The 16,937-nt window shown below is 41.5% G+C and carries 18 protein-coding genes; 9 read left to right on the top strand and 9 right to left on the bottom strand.

The features are described 5' to 3' along the window. Nucleotides 1-25: 25 nt before the first annotated feature. On the bottom strand, nt 26-1,420 hold the full coding sequence (gene fumC / locus MHI41_RS15330; RefSeq protein WP_050826600.1) for a class II fumarate hydratase: 1,395 nt from the start codon (nt 1,418-1,420) through the stop codon (nt 26-28). Nucleotides 1,421-1,507: 87 nt separating this feature from the next. After that, nucleotides 1,508-1,675: a YvzF family protein gene (locus MHI41_RS15335; protein ID WP_003213147.1), complete on the bottom strand. Its 168-nt coding sequence runs from the start codon at nt 1,673-1,675 to the stop codon at nt 1,508-1,510. A gap of 113 nt (nt 1,676-1,788) precedes the next feature. On the opposite strand from MHI41_RS15335, the gene MHI41_RS15340 reads away from it, so the two are divergent. The 4 genes from MHI41_RS15340 to MHI41_RS15355 are packed head-to-tail and all read left to right on the top strand — an operon-like array spanning nt 1,789 to nt 5,818. Continuing rightward, nucleotides 1,789-3,213, top strand: coding sequence for a spore germination protein (locus tag MHI41_RS15340; RefSeq protein ID WP_272511102.1), 1,425 nt, complete (start codon nt 1,789-1,791; stop codon nt 3,211-3,213). Further along, the gene (locus MHI41_RS15345) at nt 3,200-4,294 is read left to right on the top strand and encodes an endospore germination permease (RefSeq protein ID WP_065461035.1); all 1,095 of its coding nucleotides are present in this window, start codon (nt 3,200-3,202) and stop codon (nt 4,292-4,294) included. The genes MHI41_RS15340 and MHI41_RS15345 overlap by 14 nt, the downstream gene beginning before the upstream one ends. Beyond that, a complete protein-coding gene (locus MHI41_RS15350) occupies nt 4,291-5,412 on the top strand; it encodes a Ger(x)C family spore germination protein (RefSeq protein ID WP_277687577.1) in 1,122 nt (373 codons plus the stop codon). The genes MHI41_RS15345 and MHI41_RS15350 overlap by 4 nt, the downstream gene beginning before the upstream one ends. Nucleotides 5,413-5,449: 37 nt before the next feature. Further along, nucleotides 5,450-5,818 (top strand): hypothetical protein, encoded by a 369-nt coding sequence (locus MHI41_RS15355; RefSeq protein WP_007500307.1) that lies wholly within the window; start codon nt 5,450-5,452, stop codon nt 5,816-5,818. A gap of 42 nt (nt 5,819-5,860) precedes the next feature. On the opposite strand, the gene MHI41_RS15360 is transcribed toward MHI41_RS15355, so the two are convergent. The 6 genes from MHI41_RS15360 to MHI41_RS15385 form a co-directional block, all read right to left on the bottom strand. Beyond that, entirely contained in the window at nt 5,861-6,496 is a 636-nt protein-coding gene (locus MHI41_RS15360) for a response regulator transcription factor (protein WP_007500305.1), read from the bottom strand. After that, nucleotides 6,493-7,557 carry a two-component system sensor histidine kinase LiaS gene (gene liaS, locus MHI41_RS15365; RefSeq protein WP_008347087.1) on the bottom strand — a complete coding sequence of 355 codons (1,065 nt, stop codon included), beginning with the start codon at nt 7,555-7,557 and terminating at the stop codon, nt 6,493-6,495. The genes MHI41_RS15360 and liaS overlap by 4 nt, the downstream gene beginning before the upstream one ends. Beyond that, entirely contained in the window at nt 7,554-8,318 is a 765-nt protein-coding gene (liaF, locus tag MHI41_RS15370) for a cell wall-active antibiotics response protein LiaF (RefSeq protein ID WP_034647740.1), read from the bottom strand. Before liaF ends, liaS begins: the two co-directional genes overlap by 4 nt. Before the next feature lie 30 nt (nt 8,319-8,348). Beyond that, nucleotides 8,349-9,218 carry a DUF4097 domain-containing protein gene (locus MHI41_RS15375; RefSeq protein WP_342494289.1) on the bottom strand — a complete coding sequence of 290 codons (870 nt, stop codon included), beginning with the start codon at nt 9,216-9,218 and terminating at the stop codon, nt 8,349-8,351. A 111-nt stretch (nt 9,219-9,329) separates the two neighbouring features. Beyond that, complete coding sequence (locus MHI41_RS15380; RefSeq protein WP_249670065.1) at nt 9,330-9,995, bottom strand: PspA/IM30 family protein; 666 nt, start codon at nt 9,993-9,995, stop codon at nt 9,330-9,332. A gap of 15 nt (nt 9,996-10,010) precedes the next feature. Beyond that, entirely contained in the window at nt 10,011-10,406 is a 396-nt protein-coding gene (locus MHI41_RS15385) for a membrane protein (protein ID WP_008347092.1), read from the bottom strand. A gap of 277 nt (nt 10,407-10,683) precedes the next feature. Between MHI41_RS15385 and MHI41_RS15390 the strand changes: the two genes are divergently transcribed. The 4 genes from MHI41_RS15390 (at nt 10,684) to MHI41_RS15405 (ending at nt 15,217) form a co-directional block, all read left to right on the top strand. Continuing rightward, the gene (locus MHI41_RS15390) at nt 10,684-11,478 is read left to right on the top strand and encodes an AraC family transcriptional regulator (protein WP_213406993.1); all 795 of its coding nucleotides are present in this window, start codon (nt 10,684-10,686) and stop codon (nt 11,476-11,478) included. A gap of 263 nt (nt 11,479-11,741) precedes the next feature. Beyond that, nucleotides 11,742-13,046 carry an NtaA/DmoA family FMN-dependent monooxygenase gene (locus MHI41_RS15395; protein ID WP_342494290.1) on the top strand — a complete coding sequence of 435 codons (1,305 nt, stop codon included), beginning with the start codon at nt 11,742-11,744 and terminating at the stop codon, nt 13,044-13,046. A gap of 41 nt (nt 13,047-13,087) precedes the next feature. Continuing rightward, complete coding sequence (locus MHI41_RS15400; protein WP_342494291.1) at nt 13,088-14,074, top strand: ABC transporter substrate-binding protein; 987 nt, start codon at nt 13,088-13,090, stop codon at nt 14,072-14,074. A 93-nt stretch (nt 14,075-14,167) separates the two neighbouring features. Continuing rightward, nucleotides 14,168-15,217, top strand: coding sequence for an NAD(P)/FAD-dependent oxidoreductase (locus MHI41_RS15405; RefSeq protein ID WP_342494292.1), 1,050 nt, complete (start codon nt 14,168-14,170; stop codon nt 15,215-15,217). Nucleotides 15,218-15,307: 90 nt separating this feature from the next. On the opposite strand, the gene MHI41_RS15410 is transcribed toward MHI41_RS15405, so the two are convergent. Continuing rightward, a complete protein-coding gene (locus MHI41_RS15410; RefSeq protein WP_210552204.1) occupies nt 15,308-15,877 on the bottom strand; it encodes a cob(I)yrinic acid a,c-diamide adenosyltransferase in 570 nt (189 codons plus the stop codon). A gap of 186 nt (nt 15,878-16,063) precedes the next feature. Between MHI41_RS15410 and MHI41_RS15415 the strand changes: the two genes are divergently transcribed. Further along, nucleotides 16,064-16,810, top strand: a complete 747-nt coding sequence (locus MHI41_RS15415) for a 3-oxoacyl-ACP reductase family protein (protein WP_041091885.1) — start codon at nt 16,064-16,066, stop codon at nt 16,808-16,810. The last annotated feature ends 127 nt before the right edge of the window (nt 16,811-16,937 follow it).

Genomic DNA, 16,937 nt, shown 5'->3' on the forward strand with positions numbered 1-16,937 from the left:
CCAGAGGCACAGAGGCCTCTGGTTTTTATTTTGCTTTCGGTGTCACCATTTCTTCTGGTTTCACAAACTCTTCAAACTGCTCTTCTGTTAATAGCTCTAATTGAAGTGCAGCTTCTTTTAACGTTAAACCTTCTTTGTGCGCAAGCTTCGCAATTTTCGCTGCATTTTCATATCCGATGTGCGGGTTCAGTGCCGTCACAAGCATCAATGAATTATTCAGGTTTTTCTCGATTGTTTCTAGGTTTGGTTCAATTCCAACGGCACACTTGTCATGGAATGAGTTCATGCCGTCAGCAAGCAATTCAACTGACTGCAAGAAGTTATAGATGATGACCGGTTTAAATACGTTCAGCTCGAAGTTTCCTTGGCTTGCGGCAAAACCGATCGTTGCATCATTCCCCATGATTTGTGCGGCAACCATTGTTAAAGCTTCACTTTGAGTTGGGTTGACTTTTCCTGGCATAATGGAGCTGCCTGGCTCATTTTCAGGAATGATCAATTCACCAATTCCGCAGCGAGGACCACTTGCAAGCCATCTCACATCATTGGCAATTTTCATTAAGTCAGCTGCAAGAGCTTTAAGCGCACCGTGTGCATATGTGATTTCATCATGGCTTGTGAGCGCATGGAATTTGTTTGGTGAAGAATTGAACGTTTGACCTGTTAACTGGCTGATTTCTTCTGCCACGTATTTACCAAACTCAGGATGTGCGTTAATTCCCGTACCAACAGCTGTTCCGCCAATGGCAAGTTCTCTCATTTTTTCAGTAGATTCTAAAATCATTTCTTTTGAACGATCAAGCATGTACACCCAGCCGCTAATCTCTTGGCCAACTGTAAGAGGTGTTGCATCTTGCAAATGCGTACGGCCAATTTTCACGATTTCTTGGTATGCTTTTGCTTTCTCATCAAGCGTCGCTCTTAACTGGTCAATCGCAGGCAATAGCTTTTTGTACACAGCTAAAACAGCTGCCACGTGCATAGCCGTTGGGAATGTATCATTTGAGCTTTGGCTGCGGTTGACATCGTCATTCGGGTGAATGCTGAATTCACTATTTTTATCTTTCAAGTAAGCAGTTGCTCTATTTGCAACGACTTCGTTCATGTTCATGTTACTTTGTGTTCCACTTCCTGTTTGCCATACAACAAGCGGGAAATGCTCGTCATATTTTCCACTGATGATGTCATCACATACAGCAGCAATCGCTTCTGCTTTTTCACTTTCTAAGTTGCCAAGACGTTCGTTGGCAATCGCTGTGCTACGTTTCAAAATTGCAAACGCATTCACAACTTCCTTTGGCATTTTCTCAGAACCGATTTTGAAATTTTCTTTGCTTCGTTGTGTTTGTGCACCCCAGAACTTGTCCTTTGGCACCTTGATTTCGCCCATTGTATCTTTTTCGATTCTAAATTCTGTCATTATGTATCCCTCCATAGCTTCATCACTCAACTCTATTCTATACAAAAAACGAAAATCCTTTAAGCGTTTTCAATTAAAATTTTATCTTTATTTTAATTTTAGTTCAATATAAACACGAACATCTTTGGAATATTTGTATTTCGGATTGGTTTTTCCGTAATCTTTTGACGTATAGGTCACCTCATAATGCTTGTCAAACGACTGTAGAATACGGTCGATCTCCTCTTTTGTTCCTGCTAAACGAATTTGCGCCATCTTCTTTCCTCCAACACCGTGATTCTTTCATATACCACAAAATAATGTAACACAGAATATTGTTTTTTCAAGCAGGTAATGCTAAGAAAAAGAAATTGAGGCGGGTGATCCTTTTGAATCAAACTCCATTGAAAGAGCACTTATACGATAATCTCTCTGTCATTCTCCCTCAGTTAAAGGACATGGATGATTTGATCCATGAGAAAAAAACATTGCCTCATGGACAGGTTGTCTACTATTTATACATTAAAGAAATGAACGAAGCGATGCAGATTCAATCCTTCTTAAAGCTGCTATTGCAAGATCATGCCTCTCTAACAAAAGAGAAGCTAGAATCCAATTTATCGATGATGACTACCCGTACGGTAAAAACCTCTGAAGAGCTAGTAGATGCTATTTTCCAAGGACATTGTGTCGTACTGATTAACGGATTTCAACATGCTTATATTTTAGAAACACATGGAACGAAGAAACGCAATTTAGGAGATGCTACGTCTGAAACCGTCGTAAGAGGACCAAAAATTGGTTTCATTGAAGATATCAACACGAACTTAGCTCTCGTCAGACAGCGTTTGAAAAACCCTGATCTCAAAACAGTAGACATGAAAATCGGTGAAAAGAAATACACCCAAGTATCGATCATGTACATTGATGGTATCGTTGAGCCCTCTGTTTTAAAAGAGGTAAAAAAGCGACTCAAACAAGTCACGATTGATGATATTCAAGACTCTGGCATTCTTGAGGAGCTCATTGAAGACAATGTGTATTCTCCTTTTCCGCAAATTCAAAACACAGAACGGCCTGATAAAGTGGCATCTGCTTTAAACAATGGGCGCGTCGCCATCTTTGTCGATCATTCGCCTTTTATCTTAATTGTGCCTGCTTCCCTCGCAACGATTATGCAGTCACCTGATGATTATTATGAAAGATGGATCGCCGCCTCTCTGATTCGTTTGCTGCGTTTTACGTCCATCTTTCTCACATTGTTTTTATCGGCCATCTATATTGCCCTTGTGTCCTTCCATCAAGGTCTTTTGCCCACAACTTTAGCCATTTCCATCTCAAGCACAAGAGAGAATGTCCCCTTTTCGCCTATTGTAGAAGCACTCATCATGGAAATGACCATTGAGCTGCTCCGTGAAGCTGGGTTAAGACTGCCTAATCCACTTGGACAAACAATCGGACTTGTGGGCGGAGTTGTCATTGGGCAGGCAGCCGTACAAGCACATATCGTCAGCTCCATTATGGTCATTATTGTCAGCGTCATTGCACTTGCATCCTTTACCTTTCCTCAATATGGAATGGGGATATCATTTCGTGTCCTTCGCTTTGTGTCCATGTTTGCTGCAGCTGCATTCGGTTTATATGGACTTGTCCTGTTTATGCTCGTCTTACTCACTCATTTGACAAGACAAAAAAGCTTTGGCACCCCATATTTTTCACCAGATTTTGTGTTTAGTTATAAAAATGAGGACAATTCCATCATCAGATTGCCTTTAAAGAATCAAAAGAAAGGAGAACGATATGGTCAATCATAAAGAGTCGATCACAAGCTATCAGGCAAGTGCCATTATCGCCAATACCACGCTAGGTGCAAGTATGATGATTCTGCCAAGATCAATGGCTCAAGCTGCGCAAACACCTGACGGCTGGATTGCACTCTTACTCATGAGTGTGATATACATTGTGTTCATTTTTGTCAATGTGCTCATGATGAAAAAGGTCTCCTTTTCTTCCTACTATGACTATACAAAAGAAGGGCTTGGGAAATGGATTGGCTCACTTGCCAACCTGTTGATTATTATTTACTTTCTCGGCGTTGCCAGCTATGAAGTACGGGCTATGTCTGAGATGGTGAAATTCTTTCTACTTCAAAACACACCTGTAGCGGTGACAATGATCAGTTTTATTTTGGTTGGTTTTTATCTCGTAGTTGGCGGAATTGGTGATTTTGCCAGACTGTGCCCATTTTTCCTCATTGTCACCTTAATTATCTTATTTATTGCATACGGACTCAGTGTGCAAGAATTTAAATTAGATAACCTAAGGCCTGTATTAGGAGAGGGATTCTCCCCTGTCTTCAAATCCTTGAACGCATCAGCCATTTCATTTGTAGGTATTGAAATGATGCTGTTTATGCCTACCTACATGAAAACGCAAAAACACACTTTTGCTTATGGCTCAATCGGCTTTTTGGTTCCTGCGATCATCTATATTTTCACCTATATTTTTGTGGTTGGTGCGTTCACGGTGAAAGAAACAGCGACTTTGACTTGGCCGACGATTGCCTTATTTCAATCGTTTGATATACAAGGGATTTTTATTGAACGGATTGAATCCTTTTTGCTCATCGTTTGGCTTGTCCAGCTTTATACGAGCTTTGTAGGATATACATTTTTTGCTGCAATGGGCGTATCCAAACTGACTAAATTCCCTAAAAAGGTCGTGCTCGCGTTGATGGGAATTGTCATCTACTTTGCCGCCAGTTTCCCAAAGGATGTTGATACAGTGCGTGATTATTTAACCTATGTGAACCATTTATTTTTCCTTTTATTCGGTATTCTCCCGTTTCTCTTATTTATCATCGTGTTTTTGAAAAGGAGGCGGAAAGCTGTATGAAAAAGAACGCAACCTTTGCAATCCTGACCCTTGTTCTATTAAGTGGATGCTGGGATAGTACCAATATTGAGGAGCTCAACATGGCGATTGGTTACGGCTTAGATAAAGGCGATGACGGTCATAAGCTTAAAATATCTATGCAAGTCCTTGTTCCACAAAAAATTGAACAGGAATCCAGCGTGAAAGACCCAACAAAGATTATTGAAACTAGTGGAGATTCCGTACATCAAATTTTCCGAACAACGACACTGAAAAGTCACCGTATTTTCGCCCAGCAGTTGAGGGTGTATTTATTTTCTGAGGAGCTCATCAGTGAGAATAATTTCGACTTGGTCATTAATCAATTTATTCGAGACAATGAAACGCGGAGAGGAAGCCTCGTCTTTATGACCTCTGAGAAGCCAGGGGACTTGCTGAAAATCAATGACGATGGACAGCCAGCTTCTTCTACACTATATGATATTTCTGGGAATACAAAATCGACCATACGTATGTTAAAGCCCGTTTCATTAGGAGATATTTCTTCTGCTATGCAAAACAATGTATCTTTTGCTGTTCCGAAAGTCAGTGTAGATCAAGGGAAATTAATACTCGACGGTGCCTCTATTATTAAAAACAAACGATTTCTCACCAACATCTCTCCGTTAGCCTTGCAGTCATACAACCTATTGACTGGGGACGGAAAAGGCGGAGTCGTTGAATTTAAATATAATCACAGCATCTATTCTTTTGAGATATTTAAACTGAAACACAACATTGAAACAAATAAAACAGCCAGCGGAAGATATCAATTTGATGTATCAGTGGAGCTTGATGGAAGATTGTCTGAGGATTGGAATGAACGGGAAAATTCATTTAACGAAAAATACCTCCAAGAAATTGAAAAAGTCGTGGCACATCGACTGGAGGAAAATGTGAAAGATTTTATCGGGGAATTACAGCATGAGATCAAAGCAGATTTTTGTGGATTTTATCAAAAAGCGAGTATTGCCTATCCGAAGGAATTCCGAAAAGAAGCAAAACATTGGGATGACATTTTTAGTGAATCGGATATTCGTTACAAGGTAAATGTGAAAATCCGTGACTTCGGGACTAAGGGCGCAACACAATCCTTATAGAGTATGTTAAAATGGTAAGAAAAAAAGGGTGTCAATCATGAAACGAGCTTTACTTTCGGCCGGCATTCTATTTTTGATTCTAGGAATACTTCTGTTAGTCGTGGTATTCATGCAATCAAAAGAAGATTTCTTCATTGAAGCCGACAGCTTTTCAAGCACATTTTTGATCGTGATTTATTATGGACAAACCCCTGCGCTCCTTCTGATTGGAGGCGGTTTATTTGTTGGACTTTCACAGATCATTGATTTGCAAGAGAAAAAAGCGGCAGTGGCAAAGGAAAGCGTCAAGCTGCTTTCCGAGATGAAGAAAACCCTGGAAGACAAATCGGCCGAGGAGCAGGAGGCTTTTCCAGTTCCTGAGCTCCATCAACTATCCGAACGTCCAATCACAGGACAGAAGGACTAATTTTGCGCATGTTCCAGCAGCTTTCATTTGAAAGCTGTTTTTTTATTGAATCAGCTTATGGCGATGTGCATACACGGCCGCTTGTGTGCGGTCTTCTACATCAAGCTTGGAAAGAATGTTGGTAATATGCGTCTTGACTGTTTTGATGGTAATAAACAATTCCTCAGCAATGACCTTATTCGATTTCCCATCTGCAATCAGCTTTAATATTTCCATTTCTCTTGCGGTTAACGAATCGTGCAGAATGGACCCATTTGATGAATGGCGGAGTTTGTTCATGACCTTTCCAGCTACTTTTGATTCAAGCCTTGGTTCGCCGATACTCGCAGACCTGATGGCATCAGCAATTTCTCCTGCTTTCGATGTTTTTAAAAGATAGCTTAAAGCGCCAGCCTCAATAACTGGATACACTTTATCATCATCAATAAAGCTCGTCAGTACAATAATCCGGGCATCCTCTATTTCCTGACAAATTCTTTTCGTTGCTTCGATGCCATCCATGCCTTCCATGACAAGGTCCATTAAAATCACGTCTGGCTTTAATTCAACCGCTAGTTCTACACCTTTTTGTCCATCTGACGCTTCACCGATGACTTCAATATCCGCCTGTGCCTCTAAAAAAGCAGCAAGACCCATTCTCACCATTTCGTGATCGTCAATTAAAAGCACTCGAATCATCGAACGTTCTCTCCTTTTCCTTCATCAAAAATGGGAACCTTCACATCAATTTGTGTGCCTTTTCCCTCAAATGACATAATCTCTGCGACACCGCCTACTTCACTTGTTCTTTCTCGTATCGATTCAAGTCCGTAGGAAGCAGTCTTCACATGATCTGTTTGAAAACCAATCCCGTTATCAATTATTTTCAGCTGAACTTGACGGTTTCGAATGAGCAGACGCACTGTCACCTTTGTCGCCTTTGCATGTCTAAACACATTGGAAAGGGCTTCTTGCACAATTCGGAACAGATGGTCCTCCACCCCTTTAGACAGCGGAGCATCATCTTCTATTTCCCAATCAATATCAATTGGCTGCTTTGCCTGAAATTCATTGAGCAGCTCAATCAAGCCTTTTTTCAAGTCTTTTCCTTCAAGGGTGATCGGTCTTAAATGCAGAAGAAGTGCACGCATCTCATTTTGTGCATCGCCAGCCATTCGTTCCACAAGTCGCATTTGCTTTAAAATCTTTTCATCCTTTTCCTTCATCCCTTCAAGAATCGCAGACGTCATCATCGAAATGGCGAATAGCTGCTGGCTGACTGCATCATGCAGCTCACGCGCTAGACGCTGACGCTCTTCAGAGACAACCGATTTTTTCATTTGAACCTGCCATTCAGCTCGCTCATTTGAGAGCTTTTGTAAGGAGGCTACTTGCCCTTCCACTCGTTTCGCCATTTCATTTAATTGATCTGCCGCCAAACCAATTTCATCATCACCTAGAGAAGGCAGTCTATAGGCAAAATTCCCATTTTCAAACTTCAAAATCGACTCTACAAGCTGATCCAGCCGCTTCTTATGCTGATAGCCAAACACATGCCCCGCTGATACACCAATGGCGAGACTAATAATGAGTAAAATACAAAAAAACGGGATGCCGAACCACCGCGTAGACAGCAAAATCATGGGATCAAGCTGGTAATAAAAAAACATCGGGAATGTCGTCATGATGACAACGCCAAGCGAGATACCGACTGCCAGACGAACAGATTGCCACTGGATGCCTAAATGCAGTTTCCTCATAAGTACCTCACATCCACATCCCCAATCAATAGAGAGATGGAGATTTTCACTTTTCGCTTGCTTTCGTCATAATCATTTGTCATGACATACACTTTACTGCCGAACCCGCTTCTTTTTTCATCAATGATTTTCATATCACCGATCGCAGCCGAAGCACTCACACATACTTCAATATCCTGAGGTACATAAATATCGACATCTCCAATGAGTCCACTAATGACGATCGTGCTCTCTTCCTCAGCAATGATCGCCTTTGATAAATCGATTTTGACATCGCCAATAAAACCTGAAATGGTCAAATCGCTTAATTGAAATGGTTTTTTCATCAGCCTGACTTCACCGATAAAGAAATCATGTTCTTTGCGCGGCTTTGCCTGGCTTTTTGTTTTCTTCTGATCGCCCTCTTTTTCAAGATTGACTTTCAGTGAAGGCTTCCCATCGTCTGATGATTCCTTTTTATCGACATCAAAAACAGGTTTGTTTTTCAATAAACGATAGCCCGCATAGATCAAAAAGGCAGCAAATAAATACCCAGTCAAACTAAACGTGATATTTAGTAGAAACTTCAAGAAGAGAAAGCCTGCAAAAATATAGGAAACCGAACCGAGCCAACGTTTAGATCGAGAGTGCAGCCAATAACCAGCTAGAGCAAAAAACACTGGCCAAAATAGGTCTGCCCCAATCCCAATAATTTTGAGAAAAAGATTAATACCAAAAATCACCACAATGATGCCTAAAATTTGATTTCTAGAAAAACGCAGTTGACTCGCCTCCTTCCTTTTTACGTTTGTTTACCGCAATTTTAAGTTTCCGCTTGTCATCTCAATATCGACTAAGTGTGTCCCTTTCCCATGCGTGCCTGTAAAACCTCGGCCTTCACTATCCACTTGGTCAAAATCATACGAATGATCAATACGTCCACTCGTTTTTTTCACTTGGACTTTGAAATCTCCCTCATCTGGCAAGTTAAATTTCGCACTGCCTGATGTCATGTGAAAGTCGACTGGTGAATCAATTGTATCAAAGCTTGCTGTCAGCCTGCCGCTTGTCATGCCTAATTGCAGCTTTCCTTTTACATCTTGAATATCAGCACGACCAGAAGTGGCACCAATATCACTTTCCTTCGCATCAATATGAGACACTGAGAGTCTGCCAGAAGTCGCCTTGATTTCCACTCGATTTGCTGAGAAGTTCTCAGCTGTGAGGTTTCCGCTCGTTGATTTGAGCGTCACATCTTGAAGAGACAGCTTTCCTTCGCCATTTACTTCGCTCACGCCGATTCCACCTGTTATTTTCACATCTTTATGATAATCTGTTGGAATTTTGACTAAGAGTTCTCCTTTTTCAAATGCAGAGAAAAACAAAAATCCTTTATTTTCAGCACGGACTTTGAATGTTCCGCCTGTTTGTTCCGCATACATTTTCCCTTTTCCATTCACAACCATCACAGAAATATCCGAACGATCTTCCGGCTTCACCTTGATGCGAAATCCAGAAAGAGAGATATCTAATTGTTCAACCTCATCCTTTTTCGCTGAAGCTGTTGTGACCGCTTTATCACGAGAAAAGCTCAAATGAAAGAGATCTCCATTTTTGAAAAGCATCCCAATCATCAAAAAAACACCAACAAGTATACAAATTAGACCAATGAACCGTTTCATTTATATCATCCCTTTATCCTTTGACCTTTTTATTATAAGGAAAAGCGAAACAGAAAGAAATCAAATAACGGAAGAAAAATCCTGTTTTTCTTCCGATTTGACACATTTCCATTAGTTTGCCGGCTGTTTCTCAGGCTGCTTTGATCGTTGAAGCTTTTGCCATTCCTTTTCAACCTCATCAGCGTAATCAAGATGAGCATAAGCACCCTGATCGGCAAATTGTGCATAACTACCCGCTTTTGTCTCCATTTCCTCTATACGATTCTCCATGCGTAGAAATTCTTTATAAGCACTTTCACTATCAACCTTATTCATAGATTCATTCATATGCTGCTTTGCCTGTGCGGCATTGGCTCTTGCAATCAGCGCTTGCTTCTTGTCTTTAACATCACGCAGCTTTGTTTCTAGATGCTGCAACTGTTCTTTCAGCTCTTTCAACTGTTTAACAGATTGCTGGTAGGCTTCTTGATATTCGTTGTGCTTTTCTTCAAAATACTTCATTTCAGTCAGTGCTTTCCGTGCAAGTTCTTCTTCTCCTGCATGAAACGCCAGCTCCGCCTGTTTCTTTCGCTTATCAGCAAATTCTTCTGTTTCTTCTGCTTTTCTCAAGAAACCTTGCTGAATGGTTTGCTGTTTGATAATCGCATGCTTCGCTTTGGCAATATCGTCCTCCATATCACGAACATATTGATTCAGCATGACACGCGGATTCTCCAATTTATCTAAACCTTCATTGACTGTTGCAACAAACATATCACGTACTCTTCTTAATACCATTTCATATTCCTCCCTTTATTTTTTCTTTAAAAAGTCTTCCCATTCTTGATCAAATGACGTGTGCATCGGTTCTTCCATGTTCGGTGCCGTGTTTGGCTCCATATAGGATGATCTGCCGGATGATTCCTTTGCAGATTCACCATTGATCATCTTCCAGCCAAAGTAGAGAAGTACTCCAGCAAATGCGATTCCGAGTAAAAATGGCAGCGACTGCACGACGAGCAATACACCGATAATAGAGAGAATGACCCCTGTTGTCTTACTGCCTTTATCATATTTTTTGACACCTACATAAATGAGCCACGCCCCAATCAAAGTCGGGATCAGCCCGCCCAATGAACCACCAAAGAAGATGGATAAACCGATAAACATCAGGATTGAACCGATGATGGTTTTACTTGTTATTTTCATCTTCATGCCTCCTTTCTTGCTCCTTGCTTTAACTATAGTCAAAAAAGGAAGCCGGCAAAACGTGTCGTAGATTGATCTTTGGTTGCGACCAGAGTCGTAACATGGCTCAGACTGAACAATTGAATCAAACAAAAAACACTCTTCGAAAAGAAGAACATCAACATGAAGACAAAGCCGCTCACTTATTTACCATTTCTAGCTCTTGTGGGTGCTAAACGTATGGTAAAATCACAAAATAAGTAGTATATAGATTAAATAAATAGGCAGGTGTCGTACATTGATCAATAGAGATCAACTAGCTGATCTATTTGCTAGTCATTCTTTTCACATACAAGAAATCTATCGTTTAGTCATCCAGCCCCATAGTACATTAAGTGAATTTAAGACAGAAAGTGCTGGCTTTCTTTTCAGCATTCGCGGAGAAGCTAGACTGAATATCAATGGAAAAAGCTACAATTTGCAGCCAGGATCTGTCATGCATGTAACACCGGGATGCCAGCTTGCCTTGCAGGTAATCAGTCAATCAGAATACGAATACCATTCACTTTTTTATCATTTGAATTGTGATAAAGAATCTGACTTTGACAATACTTTCAAGCTGGAAACGGGAGCAAATCCGAGAATCATAGAAATACTCACCATGCTCCATCAAAATATCCATACACCTGGTGGGATGGGAAAACTTCGAGTCAAAGAATTATTTTTGCGTCTCCTATATCAAATTCTAATGGGCTGTAAGCAGAAAGATAGCTCTCCTAATGAAAGGGTCATCGAGGAAGCTGTCGCTTATATTAGAGGACAATATATGAATCCATTAACACTTCAGGATCTCGCTGAATTGTGCGATATGAATCCCAAAAGCTTCTCATATTTTTTTCACAAATATACCGGACTTCACCCAATTGACTATGTGATCCAGTATCGTATGGAAAGAGCGCGTGAAATACTTAAGACAGGCAATATTCCGATAAGTGATGTTGCTATGACTGTCGGTTACCCTAATCCGCTCTATTTTAGCAGAGTATTTAAAAAGAAATTCGGAGTGCCACCTAGCGCATATACCGTTAAATAAATCTGTCGTATTTCTTCTCAAAACGATGGATGTCAGCCTCATTCCTTAGAGGGTTTCTACAGCTCTCTAGGAAACAACCAGCCTAACTGCCTCAGAAATAGATCATCTCTCTTCTGTCAGCCCTGATTAGATAATAATGCATGTGATATTCGTTATTTGTGTATTCGCATTTCACGAGGTCCTTGCTATACTATTCGATGATAATGATTATCAATATCAATTATTGCTGAGTGATATTCAGCAACGACAGGGAGGCAGATGATGTGAACAAAAAAAGGCAGCTTTGTATCGGATTGTCCTTGTCAGCGACCTGGCTGAAGGGAAAAGGCTGGCAGCATCCAAACAGCATGGTAGAACACTTATTCTCAACCAACTTCTACGTCGAGCTTGCAAAGAGAGCAGAGATGGCCAAGCTTGACTTTCTTTTTAAGCCGGATGCGCTGGTCCTCCACATAGATTCTTTGGATCACTCCCCTGGCTTTGGAGGTCTTGATCCAACGGTTCTACTTGCTTCGATTGCACATGAGACGAATCAAATTGGACTTGTTTCAACCGCTTCGACTACGTTCAATCCTCCATATGTAGTGGCAAGACAGATTCAATCCTTGCACTCGATCAGCAATGGACGTGCCGGCTGGAATATTGTCACTTCGATCGACGGAGCCGATCATTTTAGCCATTCACCCATGCCATCATCAGAAGAACGATATAAGAAGGCGATGGAATTTACGGATGTTGTACGCAAGCTTTGGGAGAGCTATCCAAACGAGGCGCTACTCATCAATCGGACGACAGGACAATTTGCTGACAAGAAGAGAATTTCTTCTATTCAACATGAGGGGCATTTCTTTCATGTTAAGGGTCCGCTCAATGTGCCGGCCCATCCGTCAGGAACCATTCCTTTGTTTCAGGCAGGTGCTTCGGAAAAGGGGCGTGATTTTGCCGCTTCAACTGCAGATGCGATGTTTGCATCCACCCCTGATATGGCCTCAGCTATTCAATTACGGAAAGACATGAGGAGAAGAGCATGCAAGCATGGCCGCCAGCCGGATGACATCCGTGTGCTGCCTGGCTTGTACTTTTTTTTAGGAAAAACACGTGACGAGGCGCATGAAATGTATAGAGAGGCACATTCCCATCTAAGCACTGCACAAGGTTATGCAGCAATTCAATCGATTCTAGGTCTCGATATTCGCCATCTCCCTTTAGATCAACCCGTTCCTGCCGATATGCTACAAGGATTGGTTGAGCAGGTACGCAGTCAGACCCATGCTGATTTGCTGCGCAGGTTGATTGTACAAACGCAGCCTACCGTAAGAGAACTACTCTCTAGGCCTGAGGTCATTGGATCGGCACACTGGGTAATCGTGGGAACAACTGAGGATGCCCAGAGAGAAATAACCAGATGGTTTGAAACAGGTGCTTTAGACGGATTCATTGCACTTCCGGGCTCAGTACAATCACTAGAACTATTTTTTAACGAATTGGTCCCTTTACTTGTCCAACATGGCTTGTTTAGGAGTGAATATACAGGATCCACCTTGCGTGAACATATGGGGATGAAATAAAGCACGACCACAATAGACAGTTTGAGAGGAGTTTTGAAAAGATGAATAAAAAATTAATGATCATCGGCTTCATTTCCTTATTGATGCTGATCATGGCGGCTTGCGGTGGCGGAGACAAACCTAAGCAATCAACTACGGCCTCCGGAAGCAAAAATATCGGAATTGAAGATTCAGGAGATGCTGCTACGAAAACAATAGAGTATCTTGGGAAAACGTATACCATCCCGAAAAAAACCGAAAAAATCGTCATTACTGGGGCGATGGAAGCGATGGAAGATGCACTTGTACTTGATGTTCATCCAACAGGGGCAATATCAGTAGGAGGAAAGTTTCCAAAAATATTTGCTTCGATCACAGGCGATTCCGAATCAATTGGTGAAAAACAGCAGCCGAATTTTGAGAAAATATTAAAATTGAAACCTGACGTTATTTTAGGTTCCTCTAAATTTCAACAAGTCGTACTAAACAAGTTAGAGAAAATTGCTCCGACCATTCCAATATCCCATATCGCGACAAATTGGGAGGCTAATTTAGAGCTAATGGCCAATTTAACAGGGAAACAGACGAAAGCAGACAAAATCCTCACTCAATACAAAACAGATGTCAAAGACGCAAAAGCCTCGTTAAAGGAGAAGCTCAAGAATAAAAAAGTAGCCATCATTCGAATTCGGGGAGCACAAGCCTTCGTATATCCAGAAGATGTGTATTTCAATCCTGTCTTGTATAACGAATTGGGGCTTGCCGTTCCTCAACCGATTAGGTTGGCAAAGACGCAAGAAGCAATCTCTGTCGAGCAACTAGGGGAAATGAATCCGGATTATCTATTTGTACAATTTTCTACAGATGAAAATCAAGAAGCACAACATGCATTTGATGACATGAAAAAGAACCCTGTTATTCAAAACATGACCGCCTTTAAAAAGGATCAGGTTTATATCAATGTAGTGAATCCACTTCTTGAAGGAGGACCTGCTTATAGCCGCATCCATTTTTTAGAAGTCTTGCAGCAGCAATTAGAAAATAAATGAGACTGCGTATAGTCAGCTATGAAATCATGTGGCTGTTCCAAAACGATGCCCCATCGTCATTTTTAAAGCAAAAGAAGCGAGGCGACGTGTACGATGAAAGACATGGAAGTATATGATGTAACAATTATTGGCGGTGGACCTGCTGGATTGTTTTCCGCCTTTTATAGTGGATTGCGTGAAATGAAAACGAAGTTGATTGAATTCCAGCCAGTCCTCGGGGGAAAGGTTCATGTTTATCCAGAAAAGATGATCTGGGATATAGGAGGATTAACGCCTGTTCCAGGCTCACAGCTCATTGAACAGATTATTGCTCAAGGGCTGACCTTTGAACCGAAGGTCGTACTCGGAGAAAAGGTTACCTCTATTTCTCAAGACGAAACAGGTCACTTTGTTCTCCACACCGCCTCCAATCAAAAACATTACTCCAAAACTGTCATTTTAGCTGTTGGAGGAGGTATCCTCAAGCCGATTAAATTAGATATTGAGGGTGCAGAACGATTCGAGGTTCAAAATTTGCATTATACGGTCAAATCCCTTGAACGCTTTAAAGATAAAACCGTGTTGATCTCAGGAGGTGGTAATTCAGCCATTGATTGGGCAAATGAGCTGGAGCCAATTGCCAAACAAGTGTATTTGACCTATCGGAAAGATGCCTTGAAAGGACATGAAGCTGAAATATCGCGCCTGAAAAACAGCTCTGTCCAATGTCTGCTTCATACCTCGATTGAAAAGCTCATTGCAGCAGACGATCATGAGCGGATTGAAACGGTTGTCCTCAAAGATCATCAGGACGAGGCCTTATTTGAGCTAGCAACAGATGAAGTCATTATCAATCATGGATACGAGCGAGACAAAGAATTACTTGCGAATAGTACCATTAAGCTAGAACAGAAGGATTATTGGATTGCAGGAACTCCACTGAGTGAGACGACAGTTCAGGGCATTTATGCAGCAGGCGATATTTTGCATCATGAAGGAAAATTGCATTTGATTGCTGGGGCTTTTCAGGATGCCGCAAATGCGGTAAACCAAGCCAAACAATACGTAATGCCCGATGCAGGTGCTCATGGGATGGTATCTTCGCACAATGACATATTTATTCAAAAAAATAAAGAGCTGATGAAGCATTTGTATACGAAATAAAGTGTTCATTGAACAAAAGTGACTTAGAATTCCTTCTCTACTTACAGAAGGAGGACGTTTAGCACTCTTCCATTTGAAGAGTGCTTTTCCTCATTTGGAACGAAACACGTTGGCACTTCGTTCATATTCAACATCTGCTTCACCAAGCCGATGATTCACAATACGGGCGGCAGCAAATAAATAGTCGGATAGACGGTTCACATATGTGAGCGTAACTGCTGGAATTTCCTCCTGCTTTGCGAGTGTCACAATATGCCGCTCGGCTCTCCTGACAACTGTTCGAGCCACATGTAAGAGGGCAGCGCCTTCCTGGCCGCCAGGTAAAATAAATTTAGTCAGCGGTGCGGCTTCTTCTACATACACGTCCATTCGCTTTTCAAGGACTGTCACAGATTCTTCTGTTAACTTGCCTTCTTTCGGTGGTTTCACCGCTGCTAAATCACCGCCGCAGTCAAACAGTTCATGCTGTATGACCATCAGCTCTGACAGAACATCTTGAAACAATTCGCCATGCTGCCTCAAGTTTGCCTGGGCAAGTCCAATCAAACTATTCGCCTCATCTAATGTACCGTACGCTTCTACTCTTGCGTCATCTTTATCAGCCCGTCCGCCAATCAAGCCTGTTTGACCTTGATCTCCGGTTTTTGTATAAAGTTTCACCTGTTTTCCCCCTCTATTGCTTGTTCCTTTTAGTATACCCTGAAGTGGAAAAGATGTATTTGTTTTATTATGAAACACTTTTATCCAAAACCTCTTCATTTCCACTTTATATGTTGAATGATGAAACATCACATTTTATAATAAATGAAAGCGCTTTTTAATTATGATAGATGGGCGGGATGATAGATGACTTTACAAAACAAAGTAGCAATTATTACTGGTGCAAGCAGAGGGATTGGCCGCGCCATTGCGGAGGCATTTGTCTCTAAAGGAGCTAAAGTGGTGCTGAACGGAACGAATGAAGTACTATTGCAAGACGTTTGCTCCTCTATGAATAAAGAAGAACCACGCGCTGTTTATGTCGCTGGTGATGCGAGTTTACCAGAGACAGCTGCCTCCCTCGTTGAGAAGGCGAAAGAACATTTCGGACAGATTGATATATTGGTCAATAATGCTGGGATCAATTTGCGGAAATCAACAGTCGATACATCTGTTGATGAATGGAAAAGACTAATTGATATTAATTTGACGGGTACGTTTCTCATGTGTCAAGCAGTCATTCCTGACATGATCAAACAGCAAGGCGGGAAGATTGTCAACATGAGTTCAACTACTGGCAAAACCCCTCATCACAATGCATCACCCGCTTACGGCGTTTCAAAGGCAGGTATCAATTACTTAACGATGCATCTTGCCAAAGAATTAGCAGCACATCACATTCATGTAAATGCTGTCTGTCCTGGGCCAATTGAGACAGACATGAGCAAACAGTGGAGTGATGAATACCGTAGATCTGTTTTAGAAAGAATTCCTCTGAAAACAATTGGAACACCGCAGCAAGTCGCAAACGCCGTTACCTTTTTAGCCTCTGATCAGTCAGATTTCATCACAGGGGAAACCATCAATATGAATGGCGGAACGTATATGAACTAAAGAAAGAGCCTCCATTGGAAGGCTCTCAGATTGTTGACAAAGGGTTAAAATGAACTTTATTTTAACCCTTTGTCTTCTTTTCAGCGTGATAGAAAACCTTTGCAGTCTAGGAAGGACGAGCATCGGC

The organism is Bacillus sp. FSL M7-0307 (assembly GCF_038627835.1).
Classification (GTDB): domain Bacteria; phylum Bacillota; class Bacilli; order Bacillales; family Bacillaceae; genus Bacillus; species Bacillus altitudinis.